This is a genomic window from Sphingobacterium athyrii (assembly GCF_003071065.1).
Taxonomy (GTDB): Bacteria; Bacteroidota; Bacteroidia; order Sphingobacteriales; family Sphingobacteriaceae; genus Sphingobacterium; species Sphingobacterium athyrii.
This window is the reverse complement of sequence record NZ_QCXX01000001.1, coordinates 1,423,265-1,443,306: the sequence shown is the minus strand read 5'-3', so window position 1 is coordinate 1,443,306 and position 20,042 is coordinate 1,423,265. Positions and strand designations below refer to the sequence as shown.

General features: G+C 39.9%; 16 protein-coding genes. 8 read left to right on the top strand and 8 right to left on the bottom strand.

Going from position 1 to position 20,042, the window contains the following annotated elements; genetic code table 11:
• The first annotated feature begins 97 nt into the window (after positions 1-97).
• The 3 genes from DCO56_RS06190 (at position 98) to DCO56_RS06175 (ending at position 7,351) form a co-directional block, all read left to right on the top strand.
• Positions 98-2,563 (top strand): glutaminase family protein, encoded by a 2,466-nt coding sequence (locus tag DCO56_RS06190; RefSeq protein ID WP_108632966.1) that lies wholly within the window; start codon positions 98-100, stop codon positions 2,561-2,563.
• 338 nt (positions 2,564-2,901) lie between these two features.
• Positions 2,902-6,012, top strand: a complete 3,111-nt coding sequence (locus tag DCO56_RS06180) for a DUF6493 family protein (protein WP_108632818.1) — start codon at positions 2,902-2,904, stop codon at positions 6,010-6,012.
• A 1-nt stretch (position 6,013) separates the two neighbouring features.
• Positions 6,014-7,351 (top strand): SWIM zinc finger family protein, encoded by a 1,338-nt coding sequence (locus tag DCO56_RS06175; protein ID WP_108632817.1) that lies wholly within the window; start codon positions 6,014-6,016, stop codon positions 7,349-7,351.
• Positions 7,352-7,475: 124 nt separating this feature from the next.
• Here the strand turns inward: DCO56_RS06175 and DCO56_RS06170 are convergent, their stop codons facing one another.
• The 6 genes from DCO56_RS06170 to DCO56_RS06145 form a co-directional block, all read right to left on the bottom strand.
• Entirely contained in the window at positions 7,476-9,923 is a 2,448-nt protein-coding gene (locus tag DCO56_RS06170) for an ABC transporter permease (RefSeq protein WP_108632816.1), read from the bottom strand.
• 156 nt (positions 9,924-10,079) lie between these two features.
• Positions 10,080-10,742 carry a hypothetical protein gene (locus tag DCO56_RS06165; RefSeq protein WP_146190989.1) on the bottom strand — a complete coding sequence of 221 codons (663 nt, stop codon included), beginning with the start codon at positions 10,740-10,742 and terminating at the stop codon, positions 10,080-10,082.
• Between the two features lie 27 nt (positions 10,743-10,769).
• On the bottom strand, positions 10,770-10,979 hold the full coding sequence (locus DCO56_RS06160) for a hypothetical protein (RefSeq protein ID WP_108632814.1): 210 nt from the start codon (positions 10,977-10,979) through the stop codon (positions 10,770-10,772).
• A gap of 60 nt (positions 10,980-11,039) precedes the next feature.
• Positions 11,040-12,002: a preprotein translocase subunit SecD gene (locus DCO56_RS06155; protein ID WP_108632813.1), complete on the bottom strand. Its 963-nt coding sequence runs from the start codon at positions 12,000-12,002 to the stop codon at positions 11,040-11,042.
• Between the two features lie 297 nt (positions 12,003-12,299).
• Positions 12,300-14,219 (bottom strand): sensor histidine kinase, encoded by a 1,920-nt coding sequence (locus tag DCO56_RS06150; protein WP_108632812.1) that lies wholly within the window; start codon positions 14,217-14,219, stop codon positions 12,300-12,302.
• The gene (locus DCO56_RS06145; RefSeq protein ID WP_108632811.1) at positions 14,216-14,959 is read right to left on the bottom strand and encodes a LytR/AlgR family response regulator transcription factor; all 744 of its coding nucleotides are present in this window, start codon (positions 14,957-14,959) and stop codon (positions 14,216-14,218) included. The genes DCO56_RS06150 and DCO56_RS06145 overlap by 4 nt, the downstream gene beginning before the upstream one ends.
• Before the next feature lie 213 nt (positions 14,960-15,172).
• Between DCO56_RS06145 and DCO56_RS06140 the strand changes: the two genes are divergently transcribed.
• From DCO56_RS06140 to DCO56_RS06125, 4 genes are all read left to right on the top strand, one after another.
• Entirely contained in the window at positions 15,173-15,880 is a 708-nt protein-coding gene (locus tag DCO56_RS06140; RefSeq protein WP_108632810.1) for a hypothetical protein, read from the top strand.
• 10 nt (positions 15,881-15,890) lie between these two features.
• Positions 15,891-16,679, top strand: coding sequence for a DUF6882 domain-containing protein (locus tag DCO56_RS06135; RefSeq protein ID WP_108632809.1), 789 nt, complete (start codon positions 15,891-15,893; stop codon positions 16,677-16,679).
• 12 nt (positions 16,680-16,691) lie between these two features.
• Positions 16,692-17,447 carry a hypothetical protein gene (locus DCO56_RS06130; RefSeq protein ID WP_108632808.1) on the top strand — a complete coding sequence of 252 codons (756 nt, stop codon included), beginning with the start codon at positions 16,692-16,694 and terminating at the stop codon, positions 17,445-17,447.
• 339 nt (positions 17,448-17,786) lie between these two features.
• Positions 17,787-18,230: a hypothetical protein gene (locus DCO56_RS06125; RefSeq protein WP_108632807.1), complete on the top strand. Its 444-nt coding sequence runs from the start codon at positions 17,787-17,789 to the stop codon at positions 18,228-18,230.
• A gap of 11 nt (positions 18,231-18,241) precedes the next feature.
• On the opposite strand, the gene DCO56_RS06120 is transcribed toward DCO56_RS06125, so the two are convergent.
• A complete protein-coding gene (locus DCO56_RS06120) occupies positions 18,242-18,625 on the bottom strand; it encodes a hypothetical protein (RefSeq protein ID WP_108632806.1) in 384 nt (127 codons plus the stop codon).
• Positions 18,626-18,804: 179 nt separating this feature from the next.
• Between DCO56_RS06120 and DCO56_RS06115 the strand changes: the two genes are divergently transcribed.
• Complete coding sequence (locus tag DCO56_RS06115) at positions 18,805-19,209, top strand: VOC family protein (protein WP_108632805.1); 405 nt, start codon at positions 18,805-18,807, stop codon at positions 19,207-19,209.
• Positions 19,210-19,506: 297 nt separating this feature from the next.
• Here DCO56_RS06115 and DCO56_RS29205 read toward each other — a convergent pair whose 3' ends face one another.
• Complete coding sequence (locus DCO56_RS29205; RefSeq protein ID WP_181390472.1) at positions 19,507-19,953, bottom strand: hypothetical protein; 447 nt, start codon at positions 19,951-19,953, stop codon at positions 19,507-19,509.
• Positions 19,954-20,042 lie beyond the last annotated feature (89 nt).

The following is a 20,042-nucleotide window of genomic DNA, read 5'->3' as shown; positions in this document are numbered from 1 at the left end:
AAGCATGTGTAATGACTCTTTTTTATGCCTGAAAACAGCTACGTCGCTAATTTTATCAAAATATATGATTAAACCCTTTAAAAAACCTATTTTTAAGATGAACAAACTCGGAAAAGTGAGTTTTTGTTGCTTGCTGGCTTGTATATCAAGTTTTTTTGATGCGCAGGCACAACAAAGAAAAGCTCCAGCCTATCCATTGATTACCCATAATCCAAACTTTAGTATCTGGTCAATGACGGATCAGCTGAATGCTTCGACCACCAAACACTGGACGGAAGCGGATCATTCACTGCTCGGACTGATCAATGTTGATGGTAATATCTATCGTTTTCTTGGGAAGGAGGAACCCAGTTATAAAACGATTCTTCCTACGGCGGAGGATCAGCCCTTTACTGTACAATATACTGAGACTAAACCGGCGGGAGACTGGCAGTCTTCTTCTTATCAGGCCAGTGACTGGAGATCAGGTGCTGCTCCTATAGGAGATGATCAAAGACATGTCAAGACCTTGTGGAAATCAGATGATATCTGGGTGCGCCGTGCCTTCAATGTGACCGACCCGCAACGCATCAACCAACTCTTCCTGAAATTGAACCATGACGATAACGTGGTGGTATTTTTAAATGGAAAAAAAGTTTATGAAAAAGCAGGTTGGACAAATAGTTTTCAATACCTGCCCATAAATAAATCTGATCTCAAAGCCGGACAGAATCAGATTGCTGTCCACTTACGAAATACTGCTGGCGGCCGTTATCTTGACTTTGGCTTGGTCGATAAGCTTAAAGAGAGCGGGCCTAAAATACAGACTGCCGTACAGAGGGATGTGGACGTAACAGCCACGCGCACCATATATAACTTCCAGGCGGGCAACGTTGACCTGAAACTGACCTTTACATCGCCGCTATTAATGGATGATCTCAATCTATTGGCTAGACCCGTATCCTACATTACGTATCAGGTTAAGGCAAATGATGGAAAGCAACATGCTGTAAAAGTCTTTTTAAGTGCAGCATCCAACATTGCGGTCTATAAACCATCACAAGAGGTCGTTGCTGAAAAATATGAGACTGATAAATTAGCTATTTTGAAAGCAGGAACAGTCGAACAACCTATGTTGCAAAAAGGAGCCGATGATATGCGTATCGACTGGGGGTATTTTTATGTCGCTTCCCCAAAAGCGGATCAAGCCCAACAGTTTGTAAGTCCAATGGCAACGGCAGTGGACGACTTTAGAAAAGGGAATACGAAGTCAACAAGTACAAAGGGAACGGCATTATCATTGAATACGATCATTCCTTTTGGGAAAGTGGGCAACAAAGAAGTTGAACGTTTTGTTGAACTTGGGTATGATGAAATTTATGCTATCCAATATTTCAAAAAAGATCTGCGGCCCTGGTGGAATAATTCGGGTAAGGAAACCATCGAAAATCAGCTCACCTTAGCGGCCAATGAATATCGCTCCGTGATGGACAGGTGTGTTGCTTTCGACAAGGAAGTCTATGCCGATGCATTGAAGTCGGGTGGAAAGGAATATGCCCATTTAACAACATTGGCTTATCGGCAAAGTATTGCTGCCCACACGCTGGTAAAAAGTCCACAGGGCGAATTATTGTGGTTATCAAAGGAAAACAACAGCGGTGGCTTTATTAATACCGTCGATGTCACTTATCCATCTGCACCTTTATACTTGATCTATAATCCGGAATTGTTGAAGGGCATGTTGACTGGTATCTTTTACTTTAGTGAAAGCGGCAAATATCCTCACCCCTGGGCGGCACATGATTTGGGGACATATCCATTGGCCAACGGGCAGACTTATGGCGAACCGATGCCTGTTGAAGAGTCTGGAAATATGATTATTTTAACGGCAGCGATTTCGAAAGTACAGGGGGATGCAAGCTATGCAAAGAAACATTGGAAGACGCTTACCACTTGGGTAGACTATCTCGTAAAAGATGGTTTTGACCCTAAAACACAATTGTGTACGGATGATTTTGCCGGTCACCTTGCTCGCAATGCAAATTTGTCGGTGAAGGCCATCGTGGGGATTGCCTGTTATGCACAGATGGCCGAAGCGATCGGTGAAACTGAGACAGCAAAGAAATATCGTGCCATCGCCGAGGAAATGGTGCCAAAATGGATGGAAATGGCCGATGCTGGAGACCATTATGCGCTGACATTTGACAATAAAAATACCTGGAGCCAAAAATATAATCTGATCTGGGATAAAGTGTTGGGACTAAATTTGTTCCCTCAAAAAGTCTATAATACGGAAATCAAGTATTACCTCACCAAACAAAGCAGATTCGGAATTCCGTTGGATAGCCGAAAAGCGTATACAAAAAATGACTGGATTTTGTGGACTGCAACATTCGCACCGACACGGGAAGAATTTGAAGCTTTGGTACACCCGGTTTACAACCATGCGATTCAAACAGAATCACGTGTTCCACTAAATGATTTTTACGATGCGAATACAGGGATACGTGAGAATTTTAAAGCACGTAGTGTCGTAGGCGGTTTTTATATGAAGCTCTTATCGGATAAAATTCAGCGAAAATAAGCGGCGAACATACCCTAATTCAAATTAAGTTTTTTATAAAAGAGCTCGGCATTCCACCGGGCTCTTTTCCTTTTCGCTGCCTTCTGTTCCCGTGTTTGTGCGCTCCCTCAGATTCCCGCCAACGAGTCAATGTTTGAACGCTCATTTTCACTTGTTGGACGGCTTCTTTCTCTTTTTGCGCTAGACTATAAATTTTTAAAAATCACTGATTTCCGTTATCTTGTGGATACATTGAAAATGTATCTTTGGCTAAGTCTCCTGTTGCGTAAAGCCAATTTGTTAGTTGATAGCGAGTTGTGCCGTGACAGGATTGTCAGTTTTAATAAATCGGAATCATTATGTTTAGACATTTAAAATTAATTGACGGATCATCGGATAAATTCTGGCAAATAGAAACTAATGGAAATAGTCATACGGTAACTTACGGAAGAAATGGTACCGACGGACAATCGAAAACAAAAAACTTTGATTCAGCAGAAAGTTGTTTGAAAGATGCGGAGAAATTGATTGCCGAGAAAATAAAAAAAGGTTATTCGGATGATGGTCTGGCCATTGTCGCTCCCTCGGAGAAAAAAGCAGGCGGCCAATCCAAGCAAGTTATTGCCGATGAATACCTGGAACTTATTCGTCAGACAAATATTGATGGTCTGCTTCCATTTCTTGAGCGACATTTAAAAGGGAATGTCGAGTTTATCAAAAAAGAAATACGAAAAGCAAAGAAATATTGGCTAACATGGACGGATCTTTCCAAAGAGCCGGAATTTAAACACCGGTCTAATCATAACTGGGGACAGCGTGGCGATAGGGCGCAACAACGGCTGATCGCCTTAAGTGCATTGGCTACTTTTTCATTGAGCGATACAACGACTTGGACGGAGTTGATTGATCTCCTGAATTCACCAAAAGATCCAGCTGTAAAAAAGGTGTTGGACTGGGCGAAACCGAACTGGCTGGCAGATTATGCTGCCGAACAACTGGTTAAAAATGAATGGATGGCAATTACCTATGACAACATCCGTTTATTGGAAGAGTGGGGCTACTTTGAGTTTAAACCTGAAGTCTATGCGCGTTCATTGGGCAACGTCCCAAATCTAGGTTATAATGAACCGGAGAAAAAAGTCTATTTGGATAGATTGATTGAAGATGAGAAGGCTTATACACGGGATGTTCCCTTGTTACTAGCCTATGAAACGAATCTGCAAAACAACCATTTGCATTATGATTATCAGACGCAGGAATCGGAGCTGGTATGGGACTATGTTTTCCCGAGATTATTGGAACAAGGGAAATTGGATACTGATCTTTTTATACAACAACTCTTTGAAACACAGACAAAAGATTGGAATATTAATCTCAAAAGCTTTTTCCGAAAGCTTCTGACGAAGTTGAATATCGATGATGAGGTGATTTTGCACCATCAAAACCATCTTTTCCCCTTGTTGCATCATGAACAGGCTGCGGTCGTCAATTTTGCCATTGATCGACTGAAGCCCTTGATCGGAAGGTCGGAATTGGATAGCACCGAGCTTTTATCTTGGTTGGAACCTGTTTTTATGCGCAGCGATTTGAAAGGGGGAATCAAGACGCTTCTGATCCAATTTGACAAATGGTTGAAACAGGAAAGGGAACTTGCGTCGCCTGTATGTTCGGCGATTACTCCTGTCTTTATGTTATCTGATCTTTCGCTACAGGAGCGGGCGGCAAAATTGATTGCCAAATATGCTGCTGTGGAGGATGAGGAGATTAAAATGAGGTTGACGATGTATGCTACGCAACCCATGGGGGATGTCAGTACCCTGCTAAATCCTTGGATGGAAGAGGCTCCGTTGAGTGAAGCAGAAGTATTGTCTCCATTGAGGGGAATGGATGAAGCGTATGAATATGAAGCTCCAAAAGGGAATGATATACTACTAGATCAACCAATCACTTATCTGGCCAATTGGAGTGATATCTTATTTCATTGGGGAAAGATAATCAAGGGCGGTGATCCATTGGATATGGAATTGCTTATCCATGCCTGGTTAACCAAGCAGGATGAATTCCCGGCCGATTATATAAAACAACTGGATCCTTATCTGAAACAGTTAAAGAGCGGTTACAACGAGGCTTCGTATGCTAGTCTATTTGGGAACGTGCTGCTAAATATTATTTACCAACCCAAGACCATATATCGATATAAGAGCCGTTATAACAGTGAATTTAGATCGATTTCTATTTTAGATCATTTACTGGCTTTATTTCAAGGTCGCTTGCAACAACATATTGCTGTTTCACTGCTCAGTACACCGAGTCATGCGCCTTATTGGGTGTCGCCCGAGGTCTTAATTGATCGGATCATTGCACATGAGCAACAGGGCATTGCTATAGATCCTGTGGATATGGCTATTGCAATCAGTAGGATGCCGCGCATACCTGGGGCGGATAACAAAGCACAGTTACAACATATCCAAACCGATATATTGCGCGAGTTGTTGGGTTTTGCGTTGGGCTATACAGAGCAGATCAAGGTTGAGGAGGGAAAAAACTGGCTTCAACGTTTATTCAAAAAAGAAGGTGATGAAAAGGAATGGCAGGCCGTATGGGCGACGACTGCGCGGACACGGTGGCCGGAAGGGAAGTTTTCAGCATTTGAGACTGGAGCCTTGGCCGGTTTTCCTTTTGTGGTCGAACCCTATCGGCCCGGTTATCAGATCAAGCCAAATTACAATACCAACTACGATTATAGGACAAAACAGAATGAGCAATATTTGGTCGGTCAGGAATTGACTTTTCCAATGCCTGCTTATCAGGATACACCGACACCATTATTGTATGCGATGGACGTTTACGCTACCCGGAAAAATGAATATTTTTATTATGTGAGCGACGCTGACATCCGTTATTTTTTTAGCTTGACTCCCCAGGTGGCAGAACCGCTAAGTCTCGTGTTAAATTACCGTTTCAATTCCTATTCGTTGGAAACTTCGAAGACCATACCGGCGCTGCTGACGGCCCTGTTGGATTATCATGGCGCCACTGATCCAAGCACACAGTTATTTATCGCCTGTAGCTTATTGACGAAAGAAAAGAATACACGTACTTTGGCAGCGGAATTGGTCTTGCAATGGGTGGAGAAAGGAAAGCTGGATGTTCAGACACTGGGTGAATATCTGGGCGATTTAATAGGCAGGGCATATGCACCTATAAATCGTTTTCTGGATTTGTTTGAGGTAGTCCGTGACATCAGCCCTGTGCACAACGATGCATTATATCAACTTTTAAAAAATCTGTTGTTACGTGTCAGCTGGGAAACAAAAATGCCGGCCAATTTTAAAAAATTGATCGAGCAAACTTACGACCTTGCGCTTCGTCTGGGCAAAAAAGATGATAAACAACTCATGGAAAAAATCGCGGAATGGGAAAAAGTGGCAGCGTTAAAACCCATTGTATTAAAATTTAAAAAACTGTAAAATGGCATTAAAAGATTTAGAGGTGAACTTTGCACGGCCTTCGGTGCTTGCCGAACGAAATGGGATACAACAGCTCGTACTTGCTCATCAGGCGGAGCTGCAAGATGTCAATGAGGTTCCCTGTTTTTTCTGGGGCAAATTGGTTGATCCTTTATTGAGTTCAAAGTGTTTACTGACACTATCTAAGGTGGTTCGGTCGAGTTTTGGCCCCGTACCGCCAAGTTTAAGGGATCCAATTGTTTCTGCCGGAACGGAACAGCTTCGTTTTGAAGGTTTTTCCTCTTGTAATGGTGTTTATGCGCGACTGGATCTTTTGGAAGAGGCGATAGACGGGGAGTTTTTGGCTGCGGGTACGACAAATGTGGATTTTAACGAACCGATGTTAAATGCATTGAATAGTATCAAAAAAACGGAATCGATGGTGATGGGCGTTGGAGAAAAGGAAGTTTCACTGCATAGCGATGGAGGAACTGTCGTAGAAAGAAAGGTTACCCTACCTGTGCGATGGATCAAAGGATTGACCAGTGTACAGTGGTATCTTGCAGCGATGGAAGAAGTTTTTGTCTTACAGAAATTGCAGGTCGTCCAGTTATTTCAAACTATTCCACGCGGGGCAGTCAAAGGGAATTACTATTTAAGCAAAAGGGGCAACAAATTCATGTTTTCACCGTTGAAAAGTGCCGATGCAGTACAAATTGGTGGTATTCAACGCCTTCGTTTATTGGAGTCATTGTTACCTTATGTTGACCTCATACGTGTATATCAGGCGGCAGGAGGTGAATGTGTCTGTCTGGTGGCCGATTTTGGGAAAATGCGCATGACCCTGGCGCTCTCTCCGGACAATTATCGCGGGTTTTCGGGAGAAGGTAATGTACTGGAAAATATGGTTCAGGAAGTTCCGCAGGAATGGATTTATGGACTTAACAGCTTACTGAAATCCAATGAACTATTTAATCCAACTCTGCTGTCTATAGAACATGATATCGCCTTTGATACCATGGATAGCCTAACGGCCTCATTATCTTCCATTGGGTTATTGGGGTATGATATGCATGAGGCAAAACACTATTATCGACGCCTGCCATTTAAAACAGAACGCATATTGTCGCTTAATCCGCGTCTAAAGAATGCAAAAAAATTATTGCAAACCGATAGTATACAGATTATACGGCGGGAGGGACGGATATTGGAGGCTCGAGTAGAGGGGTCGGGTGTGCAGCATACCGTTTTGATTGAAGGCGAACAAGCGCGATGTACCTGCAATTGGTATACAAACCATCAGGGAAAACGTGGCGTATGCAAGCATGTCCTGGCGGTGAAAATGCAATTAAAAGATTGATATGTTTTAAGTCTGCAGTCGAATAAAATCGCACAGCGTTCAGACGCATGCAAACAGATTGCTCAAGTCTCTGGAGCAATCTGTTTGTATATTCCCTGTGTCGGTAAAATGTAGAAATGGGAAATTATTCGTCTTTCAAACTATTGACCAGATTTATTCGTCCTATTTTTAGCGCATGGTAAAAGATGGTTCCAAATGCAATCAACATGCTGGTGATTCCTGCAAATATAAATGTCCAAACCTGGATGCTGATTCTGTAATTGAAGTCCTGTAACCAAGTGTTCATTGCCCACCAGCCGATAGGACAGGCGATTAGAATGGCTACGAAAATAAGTTTTATAAAATCGGCAGATAACAATTTTATAATTCCTGGCAAACTGGCTCCAAGAACCTTCCGGATGCCGATCTCTTTTGTCCGTTGCTGGGTCACAAATGCGGCAAGTCCAAATAAACCCAGGCAGGCAATAAATATAGCCAAACCTGCAAAGGTTGAAACAATAACCTGAGTCCGTTGTACATCTGCATATAACATGGCGAAGCCATCATCCAAGAAGGTATATTGGATCTTTTGATTTGGAGAGAATTTGTTCCAGACGCTGGTAATTTCCTGAATACTCTGCTCCATTTTGTCTGATTTGAGTTTGATGGACATCATATTCGGGCTACCACCAATGACCAATGCCAGCGGTTTCACATCCTCATTACGCATGTTTCCAAAGATAAAATCTTCGACCACGGCAATGATTGTATAAGATGCATAATTTCGAATTTTTGCACCAATCGGATTTTTGATGTTCAACTCTTGAACCATCTTCTGATTGACTATTATCGCTGCGGAATCTGTTGGCATGTTCATGTTGAAATTACGCCCCTCAAGGATTTTGATTCCAAAGGTCGAGATATAATCATCATCAACAATCCAGTTCTGACCGCTTACACCGACATCTTGATTTTGTCTACCATCGTTCCAAAATGAATTTCCGTTACGTTTTACACCGTCCATCGTAACGGGTAGATAATCACCTATAGAGACAGATGCGACACTGGACAGTTCCTTTAATTCATTTTTTAGTAACCTTTGCTTTCCATCCAAGGTGCCCGTTCCTCTTAATATGAGCACTTGCTCTTTATTGAATCCTAGGTCTCTATTTAAAATATATTTTATTTGTTGGTTGATGACCAAGGTGCCAATGATCAGGATGATAGATGTTGCGAACTGGAAGATCACAAGTCCATTTCGAAACCAGTTGCGGCCAGATTTTAAATTTACGTTTCCTTTTAATACAGCAATCGGTTTAAATCTAGAAAGATACATCGCAGGATAAATTCCAGAGACAACAGCTATTAACAAACCGAAGATGACAAGGGTTGGGATGAAGTACCAGGTTGTCCAGGGAAAAACCAAGGATTTGCCGGCAATCTGATTGAAAAAGGGAAGTAGCAACACTGCGAAAAATAAGGCAAATGCGATCGAGATTCCACTGTATAAAAAAGACTCCGTCATAAACTGTATGATGAGCGCCTTTCGACCGGAACCGATTGTTTTCCGGACACCAACTTCTTTTGCACGTGTAGCGGCATTGGCCGTAGACAGATTAATAAAGTTGATCATTGCGATAATCAATATGAATGTTGCTATTCCACCAAAAATATAGACCAATCGAATATCACCTCGATTTTGGCTTTCAATCTTATGAAGTTGTACATCATTGGAATATAGATGAATCTTTTCCAGGGGTTGTAAGGTCATTCTTGCCGTATTCCAAACCTCTTCATTGACCGTCATACCTGCTTTAATCATGGCCGGTTTATAATGATCCTGGATGTAAGATTTTGTAATTTTCTTTTCCAATTGTTGGATATCGGTCCCTTCTCTGACTTTAAAATAGGTTGTATAGTTGGAGGCCAGCCAATTTAATTTTTCTCCTTCATAAGGTTCATGACCACTTAATGTCATAAAGAAATCAAATCCATAGAGATTGGAATTTGTGGGAATATCGTCAATGACTGCTGTAATGGAATACTCATTTGATTTCTCATTATTTAGATAGATGCGTTTTCCGATCGGATTTCCTTTAAACAGTTTTGCTGCTTTCCGCTTGGTGATTACAATAGTCTTTGGATTGTCGAGCGCATGACTTAATGAACCGAAGATTGTTTTGGTCGGGAAGAAATCCATGATCGCCTGATCCGCAAAACAGAAACCTTCTTCGGAAAATAGTTCGGCATTCCCAGTTGTAGCGATTTGATTGCTTCCAGCGCCAAAAAGAGGGTTTGTTAATAATCTTCCGGAGGCAATAATTTCTGGGAATTCTTCTTTTAAAGTAGTGCCTGCCGGAGCTGGGAGCGATAATCCTTTTAGAACAGTATTGTCTTTATTGATCACGCCTACTACCCTGAAAAGTAGGCTGGAATCTTTGTAAAATTTATCATAGCTCAACTCATGCTTTACGTATAAAACAATAAGCATACAGATCGCTATGCTAAAGGCAAATCCGCCTATTTTTATTAATGAGAAGAAGCGCTGGCTTTTTAAACTTCTCCAAGCAGTTTTTATGTAGATTTTTAACATAGCGGTATCAATTATCAATAGCTAACTATTTTATGTTAAAATAGAATTGCAATTGATTTGCCATTGTTTTAATCTTCTTGTTTTCAGCTTTTTATAATTTATTTTTGTGTAGCATTACTGTTCATATTCGAACATTTCTTGTTCAGATACGGACAATTAGACGCTGCAGTCGGCGCTGGCAAAGTCTATAATTGTTAACCACCATTGTCCTTTGATTTTGGTAACATAAAAAATAAAAGTACCTGTGTCGCTGTTGATAATAATCCGTCGGCTCTGATTTTCCATACGCTTAACTCCGCTATAGAGTAGGTCTAGTTCTTGCGCTTTATCCAATGTAATTTCTTCACCGATAATGCCTGAATAGTGGGTTTTATAAAAAATAATAGATTCGGATAAGGGGTGATATTTACCCTTATTTGCGACAAATATGCCTTTTTTATAGATTGTTTCGCACTCGAAAAAAGGTCGATCGCTATACGTTATATTTTTTGATTTTGGGATTGAGATCTGATCCTGCGCCATAAAGTCTTGGTAAGGGGTGTTGATCGAACAATCTGTATGGTGATTAAAAGAAATTTTTGATGTATGTGTCCAATGATTATTGACTCCCAGAGTGGTGATGAAATAGAGACCAAGCTCTTTGTTAAGAAGTGCATTAAAAGCGATGCTGTCTTTATTGTTATAGGAATGAATCACTTGATCTACGATCTGTTGGACTGTACGATGCTGTCCATAGACAGCGATATGGGTGAAACATGACATAAGTAATAGGATAGCTTGTCTCAGAATACGCATGGCTGCCCCCTGTTTTTTATTCATTACACCAAGCAAACTTGATACCATTGCTTATTTCCATTCACTTGCGACTTTTAGTAAATGTACCATAATATCTCTTTTTTCATATTTTTCAAACTTTTCGGATGTCAGTGCATTCCACAAGATATAATCCGCGGAACTGGTATCGCTGTTAAAGTTATCGGTAAGAGCAGAAATAGCTCTGTCGAATTCATAATAATTACGATAATCAGGCTCTTCGATAATGAGAATGTCCTTCATTTTTTGCGTGTAATACTGTAGAAAGTAGCAGCAATAAGATGAGGTATAAGCTTTGTTTGATCATTTAGTCTTTTCCTTTTTGGTGTTATGATATGATTTGTCAGGTTTGTCACAGCTGGCAAAAAATAGACTTGCGGTAGCGACAGCTTTGGTGTCAAACTGACCTTGCTTGGGTATTAATGGTTCTTTGGTATATTGACGCAGGTAGCGGTCATCCTGATCACGCTCTTGGTCGTTTTCCTTTGCGGACTTGCTGATGTATTGATTAGTTGTTTTATCGAAATTGTATTCTTGTAAGTCAGGATAAAATATTTTGTAGGTTGTATTAGAAAATATTGCAGTTGGCACAATGCTTCCTACGCGATCATATTCATTTTTCATTGCTAATATTTCAAGCCAGCGCTCCTGTGTTGAGTCTACTTGGTTATCTCTTAAAAAGCCCTTCCTACCGCCATAATTAGAAAGACTTATGGCAAGCTTTTTATCCTCAGTTAGATACAGGTAGGCAGCGAAATTCGTCCGCGCTCGCTGTGGTTTATTATAAATTGCGATGAAGTCATTGAGGTGTTGGTCATTTTGATAGTGGAATGTTTGGTATGCAGGCCCTGCATCAAAATCTTCTTTTTGTACAGCGAATTTCAACTGCGACATCGGGTGTGATTGCTCATAGAGATACGGAAAATCGAAGCAATTGGCCCCATTGTTGAAAACTGGATGCATATTGTCATCTCCAAATTGTACAAAAGTCTTTCCCTCTTCGAAGCCTCTAAAATTGACAGATACGGTATCTCCTAAAGTGGGGTTATGGTTTGCATATAGTTGAAATCGCGGTAACTGGTCTGGATAGAAAAGGAGATAATCCTTTTCAAAGACATAGGATCCAAAAACCATGGTAGCATAGCCGTATAACATGAATTTGCCATCTTCAAAGAGACAGATGCCACTGAGATCACCATATTGTCCACTGATCGTTTTGGATCTGTCTTTACCGGTTGCGATATAATGATTGACTTCTTGTGCCATAATATTTCTAGTTATAACAATAAGGATAGTGAAACTTATGATTCGTCTAATGGATGCGATATTGGAGAATATATTTTTCATGTATAGACCATTACTGAATTTATCAAAGCTAAGAAAGGAATGCTTGCTAAAACAGTGATATTTACGAATCGTAAATAGTTTTTACGATTCGCAAATATCAATCCGGTAGATTTGATGTATGATCTATGTGCTCGTTTGTTGAAATAAACTCATTGTATCATTCTTCATTGCCCAAAATAGCAAGGCAATGAGCAGGCATAGTTCGATCAAAAAAAGTCAGGATGTAACGGGTATTTGTAACTTGACCAGTGTCCCTCCTTCCGGATTTTTCGTGATTTTTATGCTTGCTTTTCTGCCTAGGAGTTGCATGCGTTCGTGACTAATTGTTCCCGAAAGTGAGCGATGTGGAGTTTCTTGGATATTTGGCTCAGACTTACCACTATCAAGGATGTCCACAGCTAAAATATCCCCATCTAATTGGAAATGAATGTCGATATTACCTTTACAGGTTTCGAGGTCAATACCATGTAAGATTGCATTCTCGACATAAGGCTGTATCAACATCGGAGGTACCATAATGGCACTGAGATCCTGTTCGTCCGGCTGCGTAATGTGGTACGTAAATGCATCTTCAAAGCGCATTTGTTGCAAGGTCAGATAATTTTCCAGTGCTTCGATCTCTTCATTTAAAGGTACCAGATTCTCTCGACTTAACTCCAGATTGCTCCGCAACAAACGACTAAAGCGATTGAGATACTTGATGGCACTTTCTTTCTTATCTAATCGCACAAAACTCTGTAGTGCTGCTAAGGTGTTGAAAATAAAATGTGGTTCCATCTGTGTGCGCAGTAATTGCTGTTGCAGCAGGACTTTTTCTTTCTCCTGGCTTAGGCGTCGCTGACGGAAACTATAGTATAAAAAGAATAATATAATAATCAATAGGATAAGGCCCAAAGAAGATATTACCAGCCACAGGCGATTTTGTTGTAACTGTAGTTTATTGATCTTAATGCTTTCATTCAATGTGCGAATGGATTGATCTTTGGCCTGTAGTTGATACAATGCATTCATTTCGGCAATAGCTTGTGTGTTTTCCGAATGATAGACATTTTTCTGTAATTGAACAATATTATTTAGGACGGCTATTGCTTCTTCCTTTTTTCCCTGTAACCGGTACAGTTCGGCTAAGCTTTTTTGAAAGAGTATTTCATTATGCGGAAAGATCAATTTGGGGAATTGTGTTCTAAGCTGTTTGGCTTTTACAATATATTGAGCTGCTTGCACGGGCTTCTTAAATAGCACATAAATTGCTGCAACATTGCAGTAGTTTACAAACAGATTATTCATCAACACAGATGACTCTTTGATATTGCTCAGTTGCTCATCAATTTTTATTTTCAGCAGTTGGTAATGTAGCAAGGAATCTTGCTGTTGCGTTGTTTCAAAGTACTGTATTTTCGAATCGTATAAAAAGCTGATATTATACTTATCTGGAAATACACGATGCAGATCCTCCAGTTTCTGGAGATAAGGAGCGATTTCTTTGGCAGGCTTCTGTAATGCATTTAGGGTCTGAATCATCTGTACAAATACACGTTGACGATTGATGTGTTCCTCTGGAAGGGAATCTGAAAGCGTGAATGCTGCCCGATTCATTTTTTCAGCGAGGTTATATTGAAATGAGCTCAGATTATTTTGTGCCGCGGCAAGCAATATGGCCGATTTCGCTTCCGCAGAAAGCCCTGCCGTGCTGTCTGAGAGAACGATTGCAGCAGCTTTGTTGTAGTAATAGCCTGCTTCTCGTTCTTTTGCTTCGGCACTGCGGATATTGCCAATACCATTATAAATAAGTGCTTTATATTTTAGATTACCAGCGGTAGGTTCGATCAATTCAAGTGCCTGCTCCACAAAAAAGCCGGCGGAATCTTGTTGAAGCATAGCATATAGCCGAGCGGTATTATATTTAACTTTTGCGTAGAATACGGTATCATTCTTTACATCAGGATTTTCGCCAAGCTGCCGCCAGGCGCTCTTGAGTGAGTCACCGTTTGTAGGCGTCAACTTTTTGTCTTCGAGTTCCTTGAGCTGCGCTAAAACAGCGTCATGTTTTTGGGAAGAAAGCGTCGGTCTTTTGTCGCAAGCTACAATATGTAAAATAAGCAGCAAAAAGAAAATACTTCGTAACGGATAACTCATTTCTCTGGGAAAAGCTGGGTTAAAATTACATTTCTCCGCCGTGATGAAATAGGTATTTCTTCTTTGTTTTTTAATACGATATACTCGGAACGGTTAACGCCAGTTATATACTTGCGGTTTACCAGATAGGATTGATGGGTACGTAGGAAATATGGGGCGGGTAATAGTTCTTCATAATATTTCAGCGGTTTGGATATAAGTTCTTTGGAACCGTCACTCAGAAAGAAAAAAGTATATGGGCCATCACCTTTACAATAGACGATGTCATGAACAGCAACAATACGCACATTATGAATGGATGTCAAAGCTATACTTTCAGGTAAATCGCCATGGTGCATTGCACTTTGTGCCATATTTAATTGTTGCATCCATTGCGGATTGTTATCGCTGCGACGGCGGTAGCGTTCTAAAGCTTCTCTTAATTCAGTTTGGTCAACTGGTTTTAACAAGTAGTCTAACGCACCATACTTGATCGCTTTGATGGCAAAATGGTTATATGCTGTGATGAATATGACGTTCTGTGGGATAACATGGAGTTTTTTTAGAAGATCGAAAGCTGTACCATCCTTAAGCTGAATATCCATCATAATCACATCGGGTTGCTTTTCTTCAATTAGCTTTACAGCGGTTTTGACACTGTCACTCCAACCAATTAGTTCTGTGTCGGTTTCCTCCTGTATGAGGTAACTGATTTCCTTACGGACAGCGGGTTCATCTTCTATTATCGCGACTGTTATCATTTTTTTACTTTTCTGTTCGGTAAAAATAATAATTGTGGGTAAAAAAATCTAATTCATTTAGAATTTGCGCTATTCCTTTCAATTTCCGATACCGATCGTCCATTTTATATTTAGTTATTTCACGAATCATAAACGATTTTGACGGATTGTAAATGCGTAATTAGGTTGGTTATTGCATTCAGTATATTTGAGTTAAGCATAAAAATAAGTACTATGGAATTAGCGATTGAGATCAATAGCGCAAAAGACTTAGATATTCTCAAAGATCAACCTATCGAACAGATTGAGAAATTGGAACTGTTTTTTTATACGAGCATTTCGCTAAAATTTATCGAGAAAATCAGGAATTTGCGCAATTTATTAATTGCGGGAAGTGTTAAGGATTTATCGCTACTAGCCAATTGTAAGGCACTTAAGCAATTGTATATTAGTAATAGGGGAGCTGTAAATACATTGGATTTTTTGCAGGAACTGGAGCTAGAATCACTGCGTCTGGAAGGTTTTACTTCTAAAATTGATCATTTAACCATTCCCCATCTGCCCTTGTTACGGAATCTCGAAATTTCCTCGGTATCAAAGATGGATCATTTATCTTTCCTGCGTGATTTTTCCGGACTCGAACGCATTGCTTTGTTTGAACTCAATTCAAAAAAATTAATTGATTTTGCTAAATTGGATCAATTAGTTGAATTGCGGTTAACGAATATGTTTCAATTGAAAGATCTGGCTGAGTTAAAGACCATTCCGAAACTGAACACACTTTATATTCATGAATTTTTTATCAATAAGAAAATCAAAATAGATAGAAAAAATGAATTGCTTAAAATAGTAGCTGATTTAAAACAGATCGATGAAATCGTACTGACAATTAATGGGGAGAGTTTTAGAAGGGCAGAATTGCTGGCTGAATTGAAAAAATAGAGAAATAATTATGGGATTTTTAAACAAACTTTTTGGAAAGGGTACTAAAATAGGACAGGGTACCGAAGCAGAACAAGGAGCTAAGGTAGAGCAAGGCGCTAAAGTGGAACAGGTTACGTCTACAAAGGAGCCAGAAGATAGCTTGGCCTGTTGCACAGAACAGGAATTGATTGAACGGTTTGGTGGAATTGCCTTTGATAAACAGTATGATTTTGCAACGGTCATCGGTAATAATAATTGGAATATTGATATGACCAAAGAAGAGATTAGTTTTGGACCAAACCTTGATTTTCCGATTCAGGTCTTAGGGACTTTTTCGCATTCGTCCGAAACTTGGCTTTGGGCATGGGCAAATACGAAATCTGGTCTTTCTGAACATATTATGCAGCAGGCTCTTCAACTGAAAAAATATGGTGAAGATCAAGGGATTGATCTGTTCAGCAGTAGTAGCTTTGATTTTTCCAAAGACGAGTTGCATCGCATTGGTTTGATCGCTTCGGGAATGTTTGATGCAAGTGCTTATTATATTGCTGATTATGGACAGGGGGCAATGCTGGTGACAATCAAAAGTGATGTTATAGACCGTCAGCGTCAAGATGATCATCTGCGGATATTGTCTGTCTTTCCGCAGTTAATTTCCCAATTTGAAATGGATCATAAGATAGCTTTGCAGCGGTATCTGGATGAAAAAGGGTATAAAATATCGGAACAGGGAGCAAGGCTTATAGCGACAAAAGGAAGGGACACCATCACCGCGGACTTTGATGAGCTATCGCGTCTTTCTAATCTCAAAGGGTAGAAACTCGGACAAATGAGACTGCTTAAATTAGTGCTGTTGATGTTATTGCTTCAAGCTAAACAGGTGTCCTATGGACAGAGCGACCAAGAGTTAAAGCTTGTACAGGCATTGCTTGATTTTAACTCAGCGATTTCCAATCAAGACTCGGACACCAAAGCTACCCTTTCCAAAGCATTTGAGGGACGATTAATTCAAGCACTTGAGCAAGAGGATATCGTACGTTTTAAAACCTTTGGAAGGGTGTTGGATAGTTTAAATTCAGCGTTTAGTTTCAAAAAATCTGGGGAGTATGAGCTGTTTACCCTCAGAAATAATTTTGAACATTGGAATTATGTGCTGAAAAACAAGCAGGTGATCCATAAGCAAGAAAGAACCTTTGATTACTTCTATGCGCTCTATTCGCTTGATCAGCATAGGTATTTACTCATCAAAAGAATGGATGAGCTATCTTTTTCCTGTTATAAGGCTCACTTGTATGAAGATAATTCGGGATTGATTGATTCTAATAATCATTTTTTATCGGTGTGTAGCTGGACAAATGTTGATGAAAGCCTGTTGCAGAACATACCTTCTCCAGAAAGTGATCAATTGCATAAGGATCACTTAAAGTCCTATGCGCCGATACCCATAAAATTCGACGCAAAAAATAAGGAAATCTCTTACTCTTTTTCTCGTCAATCGGATGGGAAGAAAATAACGAGAAAAGCGAGATACTTGCATGGTGGTTTTGTGATCAAAAGCTATGATGCGAGAATGTTTGAAGAATAGAGGCGTGTTGAAGCTTAAGATGAAGAAGGGGACAGCTGGTTTGCGATGGCCTTTGACAGGCAAACGAGAGAAAGCAGTTTTTGATGAAAAAGAAAAATAAGAAAACTCTGATGCTTTAATTATTGTTATGAACTAGAATAGGGTTGAAGACCCCAGGATAAATTTTATATTGGAACGGCAATCTTCGTAAATAATCTGATGAGACAATTTATTTTTGAATTCACTTGGATGATACGCTGATTTTATTTAATCGAATCTGGAATGGTAATACGTTTTTTTGTTTGTGTTTCTTTTATATTAAGTACAATTTGTTGTTTCGGACAAATAAATGTAGACAAAATGCGGGCTGATTATGCCGCAGCGGTTAAAGATAAAAAACTCTGTGAGGCCAATTTGAAAACATTGGAAGCTATGGCAAATACCGCAACAGAAAAAGGGTACCTTGCCGCTTATCAGATTCTTTGGGCAAAGCATATGGGAAATCCCTTTTCAAAGTTGGGGCAGTTTAAAAAAGGTAAGAAATTATTGGAATCGGTTATCATCAAATATCCTGATAATATCGATTTACGTTTTATCCGTTGGAGTGTACAGACACATGCGCCATCTTTTTTGAACTACAGTAAGGACCGGTTGCGGGATAAGCAGTTTTTGGTACATAACCTATATAAGCTGCCTAATCCAGAAGCAAGAAAAATAATTTATATCTACCTGAAGGATGCGAATAGTTATCTCAAAGGGGAGCATATATTCTCCCAAGCAGAACTTACCGAGCTTTCCAAATAAGTTGATATAGGTTAATGTGGGTATTTGGTACGAATAGCTATGATGCCAAAGATTATCATGATGATACTCATAATAGAAAAGATGGCATATATATAGGTAAAACCATCACTTATACCGATATCTTCCTCATAATATACTTCCATATGAGTAGGTACTTTTTTGGGATTAATACTACTTAAATCCTTCACTAGACGAACTTGTTTTTGTTTATAATTGAATTGGAGGATCGGATAATGTACGTATCCGAAACGCTTGTTTTTTACACTGTCTATCCCAATGACATCGGCTTTAATTTTGCTACCAAAGAGCATCAGCCTGCTGTCTTTGGATAGCCCGTATGCTAGAAATAAACCTAACAAGAGCAAAATAACACCGAAAGTTCTTATGATGATCATGTTTAAGAATTAAAGGATAACATTATACTTAGTATTTAGACAAATATAGCTTTTGTAGCTTCATTCTGCCAGCTGATATGGTATTTTAATTAGACTCGAATTTTATTGTCTTATGCTAAGATTTTTGTAAACCATAATGCGCAATTTTGTGTTATCGATAGCAATTAAAAATTTAAAAGATGAAACAGGTATTTATTAATCTCGCTGTGGCGGATGTAAACAAATCAATGAATTTTTATACTCAATTAGGTTTTGAGGTAAATCTACAATTTTGCGATGATGACTCTAAATGTATGGTATGGAGTGAGCATATTTTTGTTATGATCATGACCCATGATAAATTTAAATCCTTTACGAATAAACCGATAGCAGATACAAAAAGTCATATTGCTGCACTATTTGCTCTCTCCGTAGAGAGTGTGGAGCGGGTAAATGAAATTGTTGAAAAAGGGCTAGCGGCAGGAGGAACAGAGCCTATGCCAATGATGGATCATGGCTTTATGCAATTAAGAAAGGTGGAAGATTATGATGGCCATACCTGGGAGATATTTTATATGGATATGAGTAAATTTCCCGGTGCTTAACACCGCATATATTGACAGCAAATTTTTTCAGGTAACCATCGCCTGTCTGATAACATTCGATCGCATTGAATGCTTGGTGGGCGATGGTAATTGTTAAATATCCTATCGATATTCTGCTCAAAAGGATTTTTAAATGATAGGATCAGCTTTGTATTGACCGGAAGCACTCCTTTTCAAAGGACTCTGTCGCAAAGGGGTATGGCGGTAGCGCTGAAGCCTCTTTGGCTCATTCAAATCATCATTTTAAATGTTGTCATTGTGAACGACGTAAACGTGAGCTCTTGACTGGGCTGCGCGCTACAGAAGTGCAACCAGTGACGACAGACCGGTTGTCGTAAACTGCATCGGGTTTGTTGTAAACTGCATCCGGTCTGTCGTAAACTGTATCCTGTTTGTCGTAAGCTGTATCCGGTTTGTCGTAAACTGTGTCGGGTTTGTCGTAAACTGTGTCGGGTTTGTCGTAAACTGTGTCGGGTTTGTCGTAAACTGTGTCGGGTTTGTTGTAAACTGTGTCGGGTTTGTTGTAAACTGTGTCGGGTTTGTTGTAAACTGTGTCGGGTTTGTTGTAAACTGTGTCGGGTTTGTTGTAAACTGTATCGGGTTTGTTGTAAACTGTATCGGGTTTGTTGTAAACTGCATCGGGTTTGTCGTAAACTGTATTGGGTTTGTTATAAACTGCATCTGGTTTGTCGTAAACTGCATCGGGTTTGTCGTAAACTGTATTGGGTTTGTTTTAAACTGCATCCGGTTTGTTATAAACTGTATGCAGTTTATGACGTATCCATTCCGATCTGACATAAGGAGAATACTGTTTTGATCGCCGGTATTTTAAG

Excerpts from the sequence above, each read along its gene's own strand:
- DCO56_RS06180 (WP_108632818.1), top strand. The coding sequence starts at position 2,902 with ATGTTTAGACATTTAAAATTAATTGACGGATCATCGGATAAATTCTGG.
- DCO56_RS06165 (WP_146190989.1), bottom strand. The coding sequence starts at position 10,742 with ATGAATAAAAAACAGGGGGCAGCCATGCGTATTCTGAGACAAGCTATC.
- DCO56_RS06140 (WP_108632810.1), top strand. The coding sequence starts at position 15,173 with ATGGAATTAGCGATTGAGATCAATAGCGCAAAAGACTTAGATATTCTC.
- DCO56_RS06175 (WP_108632817.1), top strand. The coding sequence starts at position 6,014 with ATGGCATTAAAAGATTTAGAGGTGAACTTTGCACGGCCTTCGGTGCTT.
- DCO56_RS06170 (WP_108632816.1), bottom strand. The coding sequence starts at position 9,923 with ATGTTAAAAATCTACATAAAAACTGCTTGGAGAAGTTTAAAAAGCCAG.
- DCO56_RS06145 (WP_108632811.1), bottom strand. The coding sequence starts at position 14,959 with ATGATAACAGTCGCGATAATAGAAGATGAACCCGCTGTCCGTAAGGAA.
- DCO56_RS06115 (WP_108632805.1), top strand. The coding sequence starts at position 18,805 with ATGAAACAGGTATTTATTAATCTCGCTGTGGCGGATGTAAACAAATCA.
- DCO56_RS06190 (WP_108632966.1), top strand. The coding sequence starts at position 98 with ATGAACAAACTCGGAAAAGTGAGTTTTTGTTGCTTGCTGGCTTGTATA.
- DCO56_RS06160 (WP_108632814.1), bottom strand. The coding sequence starts at position 10,979 with ATGAAGGACATTCTCATTATCGAAGAGCCTGATTATCGTAATTATTAT.
- DCO56_RS06135 (WP_108632809.1), top strand. The coding sequence starts at position 15,891 with ATGGGATTTTTAAACAAACTTTTTGGAAAGGGTACTAAAATAGGACAG.
- DCO56_RS06120 (WP_108632806.1), bottom strand. The coding sequence starts at position 18,625 with ATGATCATCATAAGAACTTTCGGTGTTATTTTGCTCTTGTTAGGTTTA.
- DCO56_RS06130 (WP_108632808.1), top strand. The coding sequence starts at position 16,692 with ATGAGACTGCTTAAATTAGTGCTGTTGATGTTATTGCTTCAAGCTAAA.
- DCO56_RS06155 (WP_108632813.1), bottom strand. The coding sequence starts at position 12,002 with ATGGCACAAGAAGTCAATCATTATATCGCAACCGGTAAAGACAGATCC.
- DCO56_RS29205 (WP_181390472.1), bottom strand. The coding sequence starts at position 19,953 with ATGCAGTTTAAAACAAACCCAATACAGTTTACGACAAACCCGATGCAG.
- DCO56_RS06150 (WP_108632812.1), bottom strand. The coding sequence starts at position 14,219 with ATGAGTTATCCGTTACGAAGTATTTTCTTTTTGCTGCTTATTTTACAT.
- DCO56_RS06125 (WP_108632807.1), top strand. The coding sequence starts at position 17,787 with ATGCGGGCTGATTATGCCGCAGCGGTTAAAGATAAAAAACTCTGTGAG.